The sequence below is a fragment of the Streptomyces sp. LaBMicrA B280 genome (assembly GCF_049222185.1).
In the GTDB taxonomy this organism is placed as follows: domain Bacteria; phylum Actinomycetota; class Actinomycetes; order Streptomycetales; family Streptomycetaceae; genus Streptomyces; species Streptomyces murinus.
Genome location: NZ_JBMJCT010000023.1, coordinates 23,375 through 37,026 on the forward strand (window position 1 = coordinate 23,375; position 13,652 = coordinate 37,026).

The following is a 13,652-nucleotide window of genomic DNA, read 5'->3' on the forward strand; positions in this document are numbered from 1 at the left end:
CCCGGCCTCCGCACCGCGCCCCTACTGGTCGGAAGAGAACCGCACCGCCCCCGCCGGAATGCGCGCGTCGCACCACACCCGCGCCCCCTCGCGCAGCTCGTTGTCGGGCCCGATGACCGCGCCGTCGCCGATGACCGTGCCGGTGAGGACGGAGCGGGTGCCGACGCGGGCGCGGGTGCCGATGAGGGAGTCGGTGATGACCGCGCCGGGCTCGATGACCGCGCCCGGCAGGATCGTCGAGCCGAAGACCCGTGCGCCTTCCGCGACGAACGCGCCCTCGCCCACCACCGTGCCCCCGGTCAGCTTCGCGTCCGGCGCCACCTGGGCCGTCGGCAGCACCAGCCGGTCACCGCAGCGCCCCGGCACCGCGGGCGACGGCGCGCGCCCGAGCACCAGATCGGCCGAGCCGCGCACGAACGCCGCCGGGGTGCCGAGGTCCAGCCAGTACGTGGAGTCGACCATGCCCTGAAGGTGCGCCCCGGCCGCGAGCAGCTGGGGGAACGTCTCGCGCTCCACCGACACCGGCCGGCCCGCCGGGATCGCGTCGATGACCGAGCGCCGGAAGACGTACGCCCCCGCGTTGATCTGGTCGGTGACGATCTCCTCGGGCGTCTGCGGCTTCTCCAGGAACGCCAGCACCCGGCCCGTCCCGTCGGTCGGCACCAGGCCGTAGGCCCGCGGGTCGGACACCTTCGTCAGATGCAGCGAGACGTCCGCGCCCGTCGACTCGTGGGTGTCGACGAGGGCCCGGATGTCCAGGCCGGTCAGGATGTCGCCGTTGAAGATCAGCACCGGCTCGTCGGGTCCGGAGCGCAGCCGCGAGGCGACATTGCGGATCGCGCCGCCCGTGCCGAGCGGCTCCTCCTCGGTGACGTACTCGAGGTGGAGGCCGAGCGCCGAGCCGTCGCCGAAGTACGGCTCGAAGACCTCGGCCAGATAGCTGGTGGCAAGGACGATGTGCTCGACGCCCGCCGCTCTCGCCCGCGCCAGCTGGTGGGTGAGGAACGGCACGCCCGCGGCCCTGACCATGGGCTTGGGCGTGTGCACGGTGAGCGGGCGCAGCCGGGTGCCTTTGCCGCCGACCAGGAGGATCGCTTCTGTCACCTGTCGTCTCTGCTTCCTGCCGGGACCGGCCGAACTGGCTCGTTCTACTCGTATCGGCCGGTCAGTGTATGCAGACCGTAGCGACGGAGGCCGTGACGGCCACGCGGTTTGCCGTGAGACGGGTGTGAGATCAGTGAGAGACGCGCCCCCGCCGCGCGCCGTCGCGCGCGTACCCTGTGCCGGGTGAACGCCACCGATCGCACCCCCGCCGACCTGCTGACTTCCGCCCTCGCCGCAGATCCCGGCCGCCCGCTGGTGACCTTCTACGACGATGCCACGGGCGAACGCGTCGAACTCTCGGTCGCCACCTTCGCCAACTGGGTGGCCAAGACCGCGAACCTCCTTGAGGGCGACCTCTCCGTGGAACCCGGCGACCGGGTCGCGCTGCTGCTGCCCGCGCACTGGCAGACGGCGGTGTGGCTGCTGGCCTGCGCCTCGGTGGGCGCGGTCGCGGACGTGGCCGGGGCTCCGGCGGCGGCCGACGTGGTGGTCAGTGGGCCGGACGCGCTGGAGGCGGCGCGGGCGTGCCGGGGCGAGCGGGTCGCGCTGGCCCTGCGGCCGCTCGGCGGACGGTTCCCGCAGCCGCCGCAGGGGTTCCTCGACTACGCCGTGGAGGTGCCGGGCCAGGGCGACAGGTTCACGTCGCGGTACGGCGGGGAGTCGGCGCTGATCGTGGCCGGCGCGGAGTTCAGCGGGGCCGAGGTCGTCCAGAAGGCCCTCGCCGACTCGGCCGGGCTGGATCTCACGGGGCCTGGTTCGCGGCTGCTGTCCGGGTTGCCGTACGACACCTGGGAGGGGCTCAGCGCGGGGTTGTTCGCGCCGCTGGCCAGTGGGGGCTCGGTGGTGCTCTGCCGGAATCTGGAGCGCCTGGACGAGGGGGCGCTGGCGAAGCGGATCGAGAGCGAGAAGGTGACGGCGGTACGGCGGTGAGCCCCGCCTGATCCGGCAGACCCCCCTCTTGGAGTAGTCCAGGGCGCCTCCCCTCGGCCCCGCGCCCCATGGTCGTAAGGACAACCTCCTACGACCATGGGGCCTGACACCGTGACCGACTCCCCTCACCCCGCCGACGGTTCGTCCGCGACCGGGGCCGGGCTCGCCCGCAGGCGCCGGCGGCGGTGGGGCAAGGGTGCGGGGCTCGGGGCGGTGGTCCTGGTGGCGGCGGCCGTCGGGGCGGGGTGGACGGCGTACGCCCGGCTCAGTGCCAATATCCGGCCCGATGACGCGGCGGCCGCCGAGCTCGGCCGGTACGCGCGCGAGCGGCCCGCCGTCCTGGCGCCCGGGGCCCGGAACATCCTGCTGATCGGGTCCGACAGCCGGTCCGGGAGCGGCAACGCCCGCTACGGGCGGGACCTGGGCAGCCAGCGGTCGGACACGACGATCCTGCTGCATCTGGCCGCGGACCGGCGCGGCGCCACCGCCGTGTCCGTGCCCCGGGACCTGATGGTGGACATCCCCGGCTGCCTCCAGGGCGACGGCACCCGGGGCCGGCCGGTGTTCGCGATGTTCAACCACGCCTTCGAGCTGGGCGGTTCGGCGTGCACGGTCCGTACCGTCGAGAAGCTGACGGGCATCCGCGTCGACCACCACATGGTCGTGGACTTCAGTGGGTTCAAGGACATGGTGGACGCCGTCGACGGGGTGCGGGTCTGTCTGAAGGAGCCCATCGACGACAAGGCGGCGAAGCTGAGACTGCCGGCGGGCGAGGTCACGCTCGACGGGGAGCAGGCGCTCGGCTACGTACGGGCCCGCGAGTCGCTGGGCGACGGCAGCGACACCGAGCGGATGCGGCGCCAGCAGCGATTCCTCGGCGCGCTGGTCACCAGGGTGCGCGGCAATGACGTACTGCTGAACCCCTTGCGGCTGTACGCCGTACTGGACGCGGCGACCTCCTCCCTCACCACCGATCCCGGACTGGCGAATCTGGGTGATCTGTACCGATTGGTGCGAACGCTGCGCGACATTCCCACCCGGCATATGCAATTCCTGACGGTGCCGAGAGAGCAGTACGTCTACGACGCCAACCGCGACCAACTCGTGGAGCCCGAGGCCGAGAAGCTCTTCAAGCGGTTGCGCGCGGACCAGCCGGTGGTGGTGGAAGGACAGGCACCCGAGAAGCCGCCGGTGCCGCAAAAGGGCACAAACGGCGGCCCTTCTCCCGCACCCACCTACACCGGGAACACGGCCGCCGAACACGGCTGCGCGTAAGGCGTTCGCCGAGAGCCGCCGACTTCCGTTCAGAAAATGAGGCGGATTGCCCAGTTGTAGGGACGACGGATTTGTCACCGGCGTCCCTAGACGCTGAACTGGGCGGATAGTGTGAGCGATCCGGTGCACGTGGCCACGAGGTCCGACCTGGGGTCGTGCACTGTTTCACCGAGACCCGAGCGCCTTTGAGGGGGAAGGCGCCGCGTGGCCCCGACGGAGGATTCGGACAACCGTGGACGCGCAAGGCCGTGGGCGGGCGGACAACATCGATCCCGCAGACCAGTGGGTGCTCAATCCGAACACCGGCGAATACGAACTGCGACTGCCTCCTTCCGGAACGCAATCGGTTCCCGGTCCGCGCAAGCCGTCCGCCCAGGACGGCGGCGGTGCCCGGCGCCGCCGGCGCAACGACATGGCGCCCGGTGAGACCCGTGAGATGAGCAAGGTGCCCGCGCAGGACGGCGGGCCCGAGGAGGGCGGGACGCGCACCCAGGAGGGTGGCCGTGCCCGGGACGGCTCCCGCGCCGGGGACAAGGCGCGGGCCGGGGATGTGCCGCCGCCGAGGACCTCCCGGCGTCGTGGCACCGAGCCCGAGGGCGCGCCGGGACGGCGCGGCCGGCGGCCGGTGAAGAAGAAGCCGAAGGCGAAGAAGGTGCTGGCGTGGACCGCCGGGGGCACGGCCTTCGCGCTGGTCGCGGTCGGCGCCGCCGGGTATCTGTACCTCAAGCACCTTGAGGGCAACATCAGTTCGACCGATGTCGGGGACGCGGGCTCCAAGGGCTTCAGCAAGGACGAGGCCTTCAACCTGCTGATCATCGGCACCGACAAGCGCACCGGCAAGGGCAACGAGGGCTACGGCGACTCCGGCAGCGTCGGGCACGCGGACACCAACATCCTGCTGCACGTCTCCAAGGACCGGACCAACGCGACCGCGCTGAGCATCCCGCGCGACCTGATCGTGAATGTGCCGGACTGCCCGACCAAGCAGCCGGACGGCTCGACCAAGGTCGTCCAGGGCACCGACAACGTGCGCTTCAACACCAGCCTCGGCCAGGACGGCCGCGACCCGGGCTGCACCATGCGCACCGTCGAAGAGGTCACCGGCATACACGTCGACCACTTCATGATGGCCGACTTCAACGCGGTGAAGACGCTGACGACAGCGGTCGACGGCGTGGACGTGTGCGTCGCGCATCCGGTGGACGACAAGGAGTCGCACCTGAAGCTGCCCGCCGGCAAGTCCAAGGTCGAGGGCGAGCAGGCCCTCGCGTTCGTGCGCACCCGGCACAGCTTCGGCAACCAGGGCGACCTGGACCGGATCAAGGTGCAGCAGCAGTTCCTGGGTTCGCTGATGCGCAAGATGTCCTCCGGCGACACCCTGAGCGATCCCTCGAAGCTGATGGACCTCGCGGAGGCGGCCACCAAGGCGCTGACCGTCGACACCGGCATAAAGAGCATCAACACGCTGAAGGACATGGCGCTGGAGCTCAAGAAGGTGCCGCCGAAGAACATCACCTTCACCACGGTGCCGGTGGTGGACAACCCCGCCGAGAAGGTCCACGCGACGGTCGTCCTCAACCAGTCGGCGGCGCCCTCGGTCTTCCAGGCGATACAGAACGACGTCTCCTTCACCGACGTCAAGCGCAAGCAGAAGGCCGCCAAGGACGCGCAGGCCGCCCGGCTCAAGGGCACCAAGTCCGCGCCCGGCGACGTACGCGTGCGCATCCTCAACAGCGAGGCGGCACCGGGCAGCGCGCAGGCGGTCCTCGACTGGCTCCAGAACACCGAGGGCGTCCTGAAGTCGGAGAACGCGGGCAACGCGGCGGCCGGGCTGCAGAAGACCACCCTGGAGTACGCGCCCGACCAGGCCGCGCAGGCCCGGGAGCTGGCCGCCCTGATGGGGCTGCCCGGCTCGGCGCTCAAGCCGGGTTCGAGCGTCGTCAACTCCCAGGGACTGCCCGCGATGACGCTGACCCTGGGCAAGGACTTCAAGGGCGCGGGCACCCCGATCGCCGCCCCGGACACGGCACCGAAGGTCGACAAGTCAACGGCCAACGAGGTTAAGTGCGCCTCATAGGTAACCCTGCGGGCCCGTCGTGCGTCTAACTACTCGACGCGGGACGGGCCCGTCGCATGGCGCATAAGGGCGGGGAGGGCAGGGAGAGTGGCGCAGAGCGAAGTACGGGGTGACGCTGCCGGCGTGGACGACACGATGGCGCTCAACCCGCGGACGGCGGACCCGGAGGCCGGGGCCGGACGGCACGGCGGCGGGCGGCGCAAGGGGGGCTCGGGCTCGGGTGGTTCCGGAGGTTCCACGACCGGTCGGCGGCGTCGGCGGCGCGTGCTGCGCTGGTCGGCGACGGTCCTCACGGTGGTCATACTCGGCACGGCGGGCGCCGGTTACCTCTACTACCAGCACCTGAACGCCAGCATCCGCAAGGGCGAGCGCAGCAGCGGTGACGCCAAGGCGCAGAAGACCGCCCCGAACGCGGCCGGACAGACCCCGCTGAACATCCTGCTGGTCGGCTCGGACAGCCGTAACTCGGCGGAGAACCTGAAGCTCGGCGGCAGCAAGAGCAGCGTCGGCGATCCCCCGCTCGGGGACGTGCAGATGCTCATCCACATATCCGCCGACCGCAAGAGCGCCGCGATGGTGAGCATTCCCCGCGACACGCGCGTCGACATCCCCAAGTGCACGGATCCGGACACCGGCAGGGTCTATCCGGCGACCAACGACATCATCAACACCACCCTCGGCCGAGGCGGCGCCGGCTGCACGCTGGCCACCTGGGAGAACCTCACCGGGGTCTACATCGACCACTGGATGACGATCGACTTCGCGGGCGTGGTGAAGATGGCGGACGCCGTCGGCGGCGTCGACGTCTGTGTGAAGCAGAACGTCTGGGACCGCCCGACCGCGGCCCAGCGGGGCGGCTCCGGGCTGAAGCTGACGGCCGGGACGCACAAGATCAAGGGCGTGCAGGCGCTCCAGTGGCTGCGCACCCGGCACGCCTGGGGCAGCGACCCGTTGCGGGCCCGCGCCCAGCACATGTACCTCAACTCCATGCTCCGCACGCTCAAGTCGCAGAACGTGTTCACCGACACCGGGCGCCTGATGGACCTGGCCGACTCGGCCGTCAACTCCCTCAAGGTCTCCGAGGAGATCGGCACGGTCAAGAAGCTCTACGACCTCGGCATGGAGATGAAGTCCGTGCCGTCGGACCGCATCACGAGCGTGACGATGCCCAACCTCCCGGACCCGCTGGACCCCGACAACCACGTCGTCCCGAACACGGCCGACGCGAGCAAGCTCTGGGAGATGCTCCGGGACGACATCCCGCTCGACAAGAACGGCGGGGCCTCGGACGCCAAGCGGGCGGACAAGCCCCAGCCGGCGAAGTCGCCCTCCACCGATCCGGGCCGGCTCGGCGTCCTCGTCCAGAACGGCACCGGCTCCTCCTCCCAGGCGGCGGTCCCCGGCCGGGCCCGCACCATCGCCGAGGCGCTCGTGAGCGAGGGCTACGGCAGGGCGGCGGCCGACACCGCGCCCCCGCCGCCGCAGGACAAGACGGTCGTCGAGTACCCGAGCGCCGATCTCCAGGGCGACGCCCAGGGCGTGGCCAAGGCGCTGGGCCTGCCGCCGACCGCGGTGAAGCAGACCACCTCGGTCTCCGGCGTCACCCTGCTGCTCGGCGCGGACTGGCGCACCGGTACGACCTTCCCGAAGCAGTCCAAGCCGAAGGCCGGTGACGTCCCGTCCAACGCCGACGCCATCAACGGCGCGGACAAGGGCGGCTGCATGGATGTGTACAAGCCGTACCAGTGGTGAACGCCGTACCGATACCGGTGGCGAACGGGGCGGGGCCCCTCCTTCCCGGAGGGGCCCCGCCTCGTTCGGTGCGGACGTCCCGGTCCGTCAGGCGCTCCGCACCGCCGGGCGGCGCGAGGCGATGACCCGCTTCGCCAGGGACTTCGGGCTGGTCAGGAAGCCCCAGCCCCAGGACATGTGCATGGTGGCGAGGGCCACGGGGATCTGGAGGCGGGCCTTGAGGGGCAGGCCCTTGCCCGCGGGCAGGGAGCCGGCGGCGATCGCGGCGAGGTAGCCGCCGGGGATCACCAGGCCCCAGGGGGTCAGGGCCACGCCGACCACGATTCCCGCGGCGATCGCGCACACCGCGGTCGGCGGGGCGAGGTAGCGCAGGTTGATGGAGCCGGAGTGGTAGCGGGCGACGACATGGCGCCAGCGGCCGTAGTCCTTGTACTGCTTGGCCAGGGCGCGCACCGAGGGCCGGGGGCGGTACGACACCTTCAGCTCCGGTGAGAACCAGATCAGGCCGCCCGCCTCGCGGATGCGGAAGTTCAGCTCCCAGTCCTGGGCGCGAATGAACTCCTCGTTGTAGCCGCCCTGCCGCTCCAGCGCCTCGCGGCGGAAGACACCGAGGTAGACCGTCTCGGCGGGGGCCGCGTCGCCGCCGGTGTGGAAGGCCGCGTTGCCGACACCGATCTTGGAGGTCATCGCGGCGGCGACCGCGTGCTCCCAGTCGTTCTCGCCCTCGGCGTGCATGAGGCCGCCCACGTTCTGCGCGCCGGTCTCCGCGAGCAGCCGTACGGCGGTCTCGATGTAGTGGGGCGAGAGGATGCCGTGGCCGTCGACACGGACCACGATCGGGTGCCGGGAGGCCTTGATCGCCGCGTTCAGCGCGGCGGGGGTGCGGCCGGTCGGGTTCGGCACGGTGTGGACGCGGGGGTCTTCGGCCACGAGCTCGGCGGCGATCTCGTCCGTGCGGTCCGTGGACGGACCGAGGGCGATCACGACCTCCATGTCGCCGCCGTACTCCTGCGCGAGGATCGCTTGGACGGCCCCGCGCAGATGCCGTTCCTCGTTGAGGACGGGCATGATCACGGATACAGCGGGGAACCGCACGTCGGGCTTGGCGTTCATAGGGGCCTCACGTTACCGCGAACGGGGGACACCGGTGCGCGCCGCCGGGGCTCTGACGCGGGATGGAGATCGTATCGGCCTACTGTGCTCACGGATCCCACGTACGGCCTCGTCCGGAGGTGTCCCTTGGCCAGCCCGCCCCGGTCCCCGGCGCGACCCCAGCGCCGCCCGCAGCCGCCCCACCGGCTGCCGCCCCCGTCCGAGCGGCCGGTGCGGCCCGTGCGCCGACGACGGCGGCCGCGCTGGGCCATGCGGGCGATGACCACGCTGTCGGTGGTGGTGCTCGCCTCCGCGGGCATCGGCCACGCGGTGGTCACCAGCCTGGACGCCGGGATCTCCCGGGTCGACGCCTTCAAGGACATGAAGAACCGGCCGCGGGCGGGCCACGGGATGAACATCCTGCTGGTCGGCACCGACGGCCGGGACAAGATCACCGAGCGCCAGCGGCGCGCCTTCCACCTGGGCGGCCAGCCCTGTCACTGCACCGACACGATGATGATCGTGCACATCTCGGAGGACCGGGAGCGGGCCACGGTGGTGAGCCTGCCGCGGGACTCCTTCGCCGAGGTCCCCGCGCACCGGGACCAGACCACCGGCCGGCAGTTCGGCGCGCATCCGCTCAAGCTGAACGCGGCCTACGCCGAGGGCGGCCCCCAGCTGACCGTGCGCACGGTCGAGAACATGACCCGGGTGAAGATCGACCACTATCTGGAGGTCGACTTCACCAGCTTCATGAGGACCGTGGACGTCCTCGGCGGGGTGCGGATCTGTACGGCGACGCCGCTGAAGGACAGCTACAGCGGGCTCGACCTCGCCCCCGGCACCCACACCCTGCTGGGCGGGCAGGCCCTCCAGTACGTGCGCTCGCGGCACCTGGACGGCGCCAGCGACCTGGGCCGGATGAAGCGGCAGCAGCGTTTCCTGGCCTCGCTGATCGAGCGGGCGACGTCCTCGGGCGTGCTGCTGAACCCGATGCGCTTTCGCGATGTGACCCGGGCGGTGCTCGGCTCGGTGCGCGCCGACATCGGCTTCGGCACCGATGAGCTGCTGGACCTCGGGCGGGCGATGCGGAACTTCTCGCCCTCGTCCTCCGAGTTCACGACCGTCCCCATCGGGCAGATGGACTACCCGGTCAAGGACATCGGCTCGACCCTGAAGTGGGACCCGGCCCGCTCCGCCCAGCTGTTCCAGGCGCTGCGCGACGACAGGCCGCTCACCGCGGCCCGCCCGCACTCCGCGCCCGCCGCGACGCCCGTCGAGACGGACCCCCGGGGCATCCGGGTGCAGGTGGCGAACGGCACCGGCACCACCGGGCTCGCCAAGCGGATCGACACCGAGCTGGCGGCGACCGGCTTCGCCACCACCCATGAGCCGGTGACCGCGCCCGCCCAGCTGCCGACCACCGTCATCACGTACGACCCCCGCTGGGACCGCTCCGCGCGCGCCCTGGCCGCGGCCCTGCCGGGCAGCGAGCTGCGCGCGGCGCCGGGCCAGGGGCCGGTGCTGAAGGTGACCGCGGGCGCCGGCTTCAAGGGCGTACGGGCCGTGCGCTTCGAGGACCCGGGGCATCAGGACCGGGGCGCCGCGAGTGTGGTGCGCGGCAACGAGGTGGTGTGCTCCGGGGACGCCTGAGCGGACGCCGCCCGGGACACCTCTCGGCCCGTCTATCGGCCCGCCTAGTCGTGGAAGCCCTCCGCCACCCGCTGCTCGCGCAGCTCGCGGATGGCGCGGCGGCGGGCCAGCCGGTGGGTGCGGCGGATCTGCGCCTCCTGGTAGCGGCGGCGGTCGCGGTCGGTCTCCGGTATCACCGGGGGGACCTGGCGGGGCTTGCCGTCGGCGTCCACGGCCGCGAAGACCAGATAGGCCGAGCCGACCTGGGTGGGCGGGTCGGACTCGTTCCAGCGCTCGGCGAGGACCCGTACGCCGACCTCCATGGAGGTCCGGCCGGTCCAGTTGACCTGCGCCTTCACATGGACCAGGTCACCGACGCGGACCGGTTCGAGGAAGGCCATCTCGTCCATGGACGCGGTGACGGCGGGGCCGCCGGAGTGCCGGCCGGCCACGGCGCCCGCCGCGTCGTCCACCAGCTTCATGATCACCCCGCCGTGCACCGTACCCAGCAGGTTGGTGTCGTTGTGGGTCATGATGTGGCTGAGCGTGGTGCGCGAGGCGGACGTGGGTTTGCCCGGGATGTCCGGTTCCACTGCTTCCGGCTCCGTGGCCTGGTCTGTCATGCCCTCTACCTTATGCCGAAGCCGCATTCGCGGAATTTGTGTCAGCTTCGCAACAGCGCCGCCCTTATTTTCCGACAGCCCTTGTAAGCCGTACGGCGGTGCCCTGCACACTGGTCCGCATGAATGACTGGCCCGAGGCATGGTCCGACGACAATCGCGGCCCCCGCTACGGACGCGGCAGTGGCGGCGCGCAGCCCGAAGGCGCCCGCGCGATGCGCCAGGTGCGGCGCGGACCTGCGGCACCGCAGTACGGGGCCGGCGTTCCGCAGCAGCCGTCGTACGCGAACGGCGGCTATGACGACGAGTACGACAGCGGCTACAACACCGGACAGGTCTACGGGAACCCCGGCGGCCACGGCCCCGGGGGCACGCCGGGGGCCGGACAGAGACCCGCGCCGAACTGGCGGCGGCGGATCAAGTGGACCGCGATCACGCTGGTGACCGTGTTGATCGTCACCTCGGTGGCGACCTACTTCTGGGCCGACTCCAAGCTGCGCCGCGAGGTCGATCTCTCCCAGGTGATCGACCGGCCGCAGTCGGGGTCCGGCACCAACTATCTGATCGTCGGTTCGGACAGCCGCGAGGGCATGACCAAGGCGGACGAGAAGAAGCTGCACACCGGCGCCGCCGAGGGCAAGCGCACGGACTCCATGATGATCCTGCACGTCGGCGACAACGGCGACACGCTCGTCTCGCTGCCGCGTGACTCGAACGTGGAGATCCCGTCGTACAAGGGCTCGACGTCCGGGAAGGTCTATCCCGCCACGGGCCGCCAGGAGAAGCTGAACGCGGCCTACGCCGAGGACGGGCCGACGCTGCTGGTGCGCACGATCGAGTACAACACCGGGCTGCACATCGACCACTACGTGGAGATCGGCTTCCAGGGCTTCGCGAACATCGTGGACGCGGTCGGCGGGGTCCAGATCAACATCGACAAGGGCTTCAAGGACAAGTGGTCCGGCGCCGACTTCCAGGCCGGCGAGCAGACCCTGAACGGCCAGCAGGCGCTCGCGTTCGTGCGCACCCGGCACGCCTTCGCCGCGTCCGACCTCCAGCGGACCAAGAACCAGCAGAAGTTCCTGGCCGCCCTGGCCCACGAGGTGGCGACGCCCTCGACCGTGCTCAACCCGTTCAAGTTCTACCCGACCATGGGCGCGGGCCTGGACTCGCTGATCGTGGACAAGGACATGTCCCTGTGGAGCCTGGCCTCGATGTTCTGGGCCATGAAGGGCGTCAACGGCGGTGACGGCACCTCCATGAACATGCCCATCTCCGGCTCCACCGGCGGCAACCTCGTCTGGGACAAGGCGAAGGTCAAGACGCTGGTGAACGAGCTGAACAACGACCAGAAGGTCACGGTCACCGGCAACTAGCACAGGGCCGGGACGAGGCGACAGGGGCGGCCGGGCCGCCGCACGGGCGGGCGACGCCATGTGCGGCAAGGCCGGCCGCCCTTCGGTGTCAGGTCACATCCGGGCGCCGGCCATCGCGCGGCACATCTCGGCACACCTGCGACACGCGTCCGCGCAGCGCATCAACTGCTGGTCGTCCGGCATGGACATACACGCCTCGGCGGCCATGTCGCACGCCTTGGCGCACATCGCGCACATCTCGCCCGACATGGGCGAGCGGCGCATCATCATGTCGGCGCACATCCGGGTCGTCTCGGAGCAGTCCATGAGCGCGCGCATGATCTGCATCTGCGCCTGCCCGCCCTGCTGCATGCAGGAGCTCATGGTCTCCTCGCAGACGCTGTGGCAGTTCATGCAGGCCTCGATGCAGTCCTGCATCTGCTTGGTCATGGCGGGCATCGTCGTTCCGGGCTGGGCCATGGCTCCTCCTCGGAGCAAGAGGACCCGGGATCGGGTCCCGTGTGCTTCCGTCCTACGTCGCCCGGCCCGCCCCCGCATGTGACCGACCGGTCGTAAGGCCCCCGGAACGCACGGAAGGCGCCCCGCGGGACGCCTTCCGGTACCGCCGACGGGCTACGGCAGGTTGCGCGCCATGACGATGCGCTGGACCTGGTTGGTGCCCTCGTAGATCTGGGTGATCTTGGCGTCGCGCATCATGCGCTCGACCGGGTAGTCGCGGGTGTAGCCGTAGCCGCCGAGGAGCTGGACGGCGTCGGTGGTGACCTCCATGGCGACGTCCGAGGCGAAGCACTTGGCGGCGGCGCCCAGATAGGTCAGGTCGGCGTCGCCGCGCTCGGAGGCGGCGGCGGCCTGGTAGGTGAGGGCGCGGGCGGCGGAGATCTTCATCGACATGTCCGCGAGCATGAACTGGATGCCCTGGAAGTCGGCGATCGCCTTGCCGAACTGCTTGCGCTCCTGGACGTAGCCCTTGGCGTAGTCGAGGGCGCCCTGCGCGACACCGAGCGCCTGGGCGGCGATGGTGATGCGGGTGTGGTCCAGGGTCTTCATGGCGGTCATGAAGCCCGTGCCCTCCTCGCCGATCATGCGGTCGGCGGGGATGCGGACGTTGTCGAAGTAGACCTCGCGGGTCGGGGAGCCCTTGATGCCGAGCTTCTTCTCGGGGGCGCCGAAGGAGACGCCCTCGTCCGACTTCTCGACCACGAAGGCGGAGATGCCCTTGGAGCGCTTGGCCGGGTCGGTGACGGCCATCACCGTGTAGTACTCGGAGACGCCCGCGTTGGTGATCCAGCGCTTGACGCCGTTGAGGATCCAGTGGTCGCCGTCGCGGACCGCCTTGGTCTTCATACCGGCCGCGTCCGAACCGGCGTCCGGCTCGGAGAGGCAGTACGAGAACATCGCGTCGCCCTTGGCCAGCGGGCCCAGGTACTTCTTCTTCAGCTCCTCGGAGCCGGAGAGGATCACCGGGAGCGAGCCCAGCTTGTTCACCGCGGGGATCAGGGAGGAGGACACGCAGGCGCGGGCCACCTCCTCGATCACGATGACCGTGGCGAGCGCGTCGGCGCCGGCGCCGCCGTACTCCTCCGGGACGTGCACGGCGTGCATGTCGTTGGCCACCAGGGCGTCGAGGGCCTCCTGCGGGAAGCGGGCCTCCTCGTCCACCGCGGCGGCGTACGGCGCGATCTTCGCCTCGACCAGGGAGCGGACGGCGTCGCGGAGCATGTCGTGCTCCTCGGACGGGCGGTACAGGTCGAAGTCAGCCGATCCGGCCAAGGTCTCTCACGCTCCAAAGACGCA

General features: G+C 70.9%; 11 protein-coding genes. 6 read left to right on the top strand and 5 right to left on the bottom strand.

All coding sequences use genetic code 11. The features are described from left to right. Nucleotides 1–21: 21 nt before the first annotated feature. Nucleotides 22–1,104 carry a sugar phosphate nucleotidyltransferase gene (locus ACLF5H_RS21450; protein ID WP_398038558.1) on the bottom strand — a complete coding sequence of 361 codons (1,083 nt, stop codon included), beginning with the start codon at nucleotides 1,102–1,104 and terminating at the stop codon, nucleotides 22–24. A 183-nt stretch (nucleotides 1,105–1,287) separates the two neighbouring features. Between ACLF5H_RS21450 and ACLF5H_RS21455 the strand changes: the two genes are divergently transcribed. From ACLF5H_RS21455 to ACLF5H_RS21470, 4 genes are all read left to right on the top strand, one after another. Further along, on the top strand, nucleotides 1,288–2,034 hold the full coding sequence (locus tag ACLF5H_RS21455; protein ID WP_421677639.1) for a TIGR03089 family protein: 747 nt from the start codon (nucleotides 1,288–1,290) through the stop codon (nucleotides 2,032–2,034). Nucleotides 2,035–2,130: 96 nt separating this feature from the next. Further along, a complete protein-coding gene (locus tag ACLF5H_RS21460) occupies nucleotides 2,131–3,309 on the top strand; it encodes an LCP family protein (protein WP_421677640.1) in 1,179 nt (392 codons plus the stop codon). A gap of 232 nt (nucleotides 3,310–3,541) precedes the next feature. Then, a complete protein-coding gene (locus ACLF5H_RS21465) occupies nucleotides 3,542–5,386 on the top strand; it encodes an LCP family protein (RefSeq protein ID WP_421677641.1) in 1,845 nt (614 codons plus the stop codon). 135 nt (nucleotides 5,387–5,521) lie between these two features. Continuing rightward, nucleotides 5,522–7,138 carry an LCP family protein gene (locus ACLF5H_RS21470; RefSeq protein WP_421677698.1) on the top strand — a complete coding sequence of 539 codons (1,617 nt, stop codon included), beginning with the start codon at nucleotides 5,522–5,524 and terminating at the stop codon, nucleotides 7,136–7,138. An 87-nt stretch (nucleotides 7,139–7,225) separates the two neighbouring features. Here ACLF5H_RS21470 and ACLF5H_RS21475 read toward each other — a convergent pair whose 3' ends face one another. Then, nucleotides 7,226–8,251, bottom strand: coding sequence for a glycosyltransferase family 2 protein (locus tag ACLF5H_RS21475; protein WP_421677642.1), 1,026 nt, complete (start codon nucleotides 8,249–8,251; stop codon nucleotides 7,226–7,228). Between the two features lie 249 nt (nucleotides 8,252–8,500). On the opposite strand from ACLF5H_RS21475, the gene ACLF5H_RS21480 reads away from it, so the two are divergent. Next, entirely contained in the window at nucleotides 8,501–9,883 is a 1,383-nt protein-coding gene (locus tag ACLF5H_RS21480; protein ID WP_421677699.1) for an LCP family protein, read from the top strand. A gap of 44 nt (nucleotides 9,884–9,927) precedes the next feature. Here the strand turns inward: ACLF5H_RS21480 and ACLF5H_RS21485 are convergent, their stop codons facing one another. Next, nucleotides 9,928–10,485 (bottom strand): acyl-CoA thioesterase, encoded by a 558-nt coding sequence (locus ACLF5H_RS21485; RefSeq protein ID WP_232988352.1) that lies wholly within the window; start codon nucleotides 10,483–10,485, stop codon nucleotides 9,928–9,930. Between the two features lie 119 nt (nucleotides 10,486–10,604). Here ACLF5H_RS21485 and ACLF5H_RS21490 point away from each other — a divergent pair, with 119 nt between their 5' ends. After that, nucleotides 10,605–11,858 carry an LCP family protein gene (locus ACLF5H_RS21490; RefSeq protein WP_421677643.1) on the top strand — a complete coding sequence of 418 codons (1,254 nt, stop codon included), beginning with the start codon at nucleotides 10,605–10,607 and terminating at the stop codon, nucleotides 11,856–11,858. A 93-nt stretch (nucleotides 11,859–11,951) separates the two neighbouring features. Here the strand turns inward: ACLF5H_RS21490 and ACLF5H_RS21495 are convergent, their stop codons facing one another. Both ACLF5H_RS21495 and ACLF5H_RS21500 read right to left on the bottom strand, forming a co-directional pair. After that, nucleotides 11,952–12,317, bottom strand: coding sequence for a four-helix bundle copper-binding protein (locus ACLF5H_RS21495; protein ID WP_421677644.1), 366 nt, complete (start codon nucleotides 12,315–12,317; stop codon nucleotides 11,952–11,954). Between the two features lie 153 nt (nucleotides 12,318–12,470). Next, a complete protein-coding gene (locus tag ACLF5H_RS21500; RefSeq protein WP_037660888.1) occupies nucleotides 12,471–13,628 on the bottom strand; it encodes an acyl-CoA dehydrogenase family protein in 1,158 nt (385 codons plus the stop codon). Nucleotides 13,629–13,652: the final 24 nt, after the last annotated feature.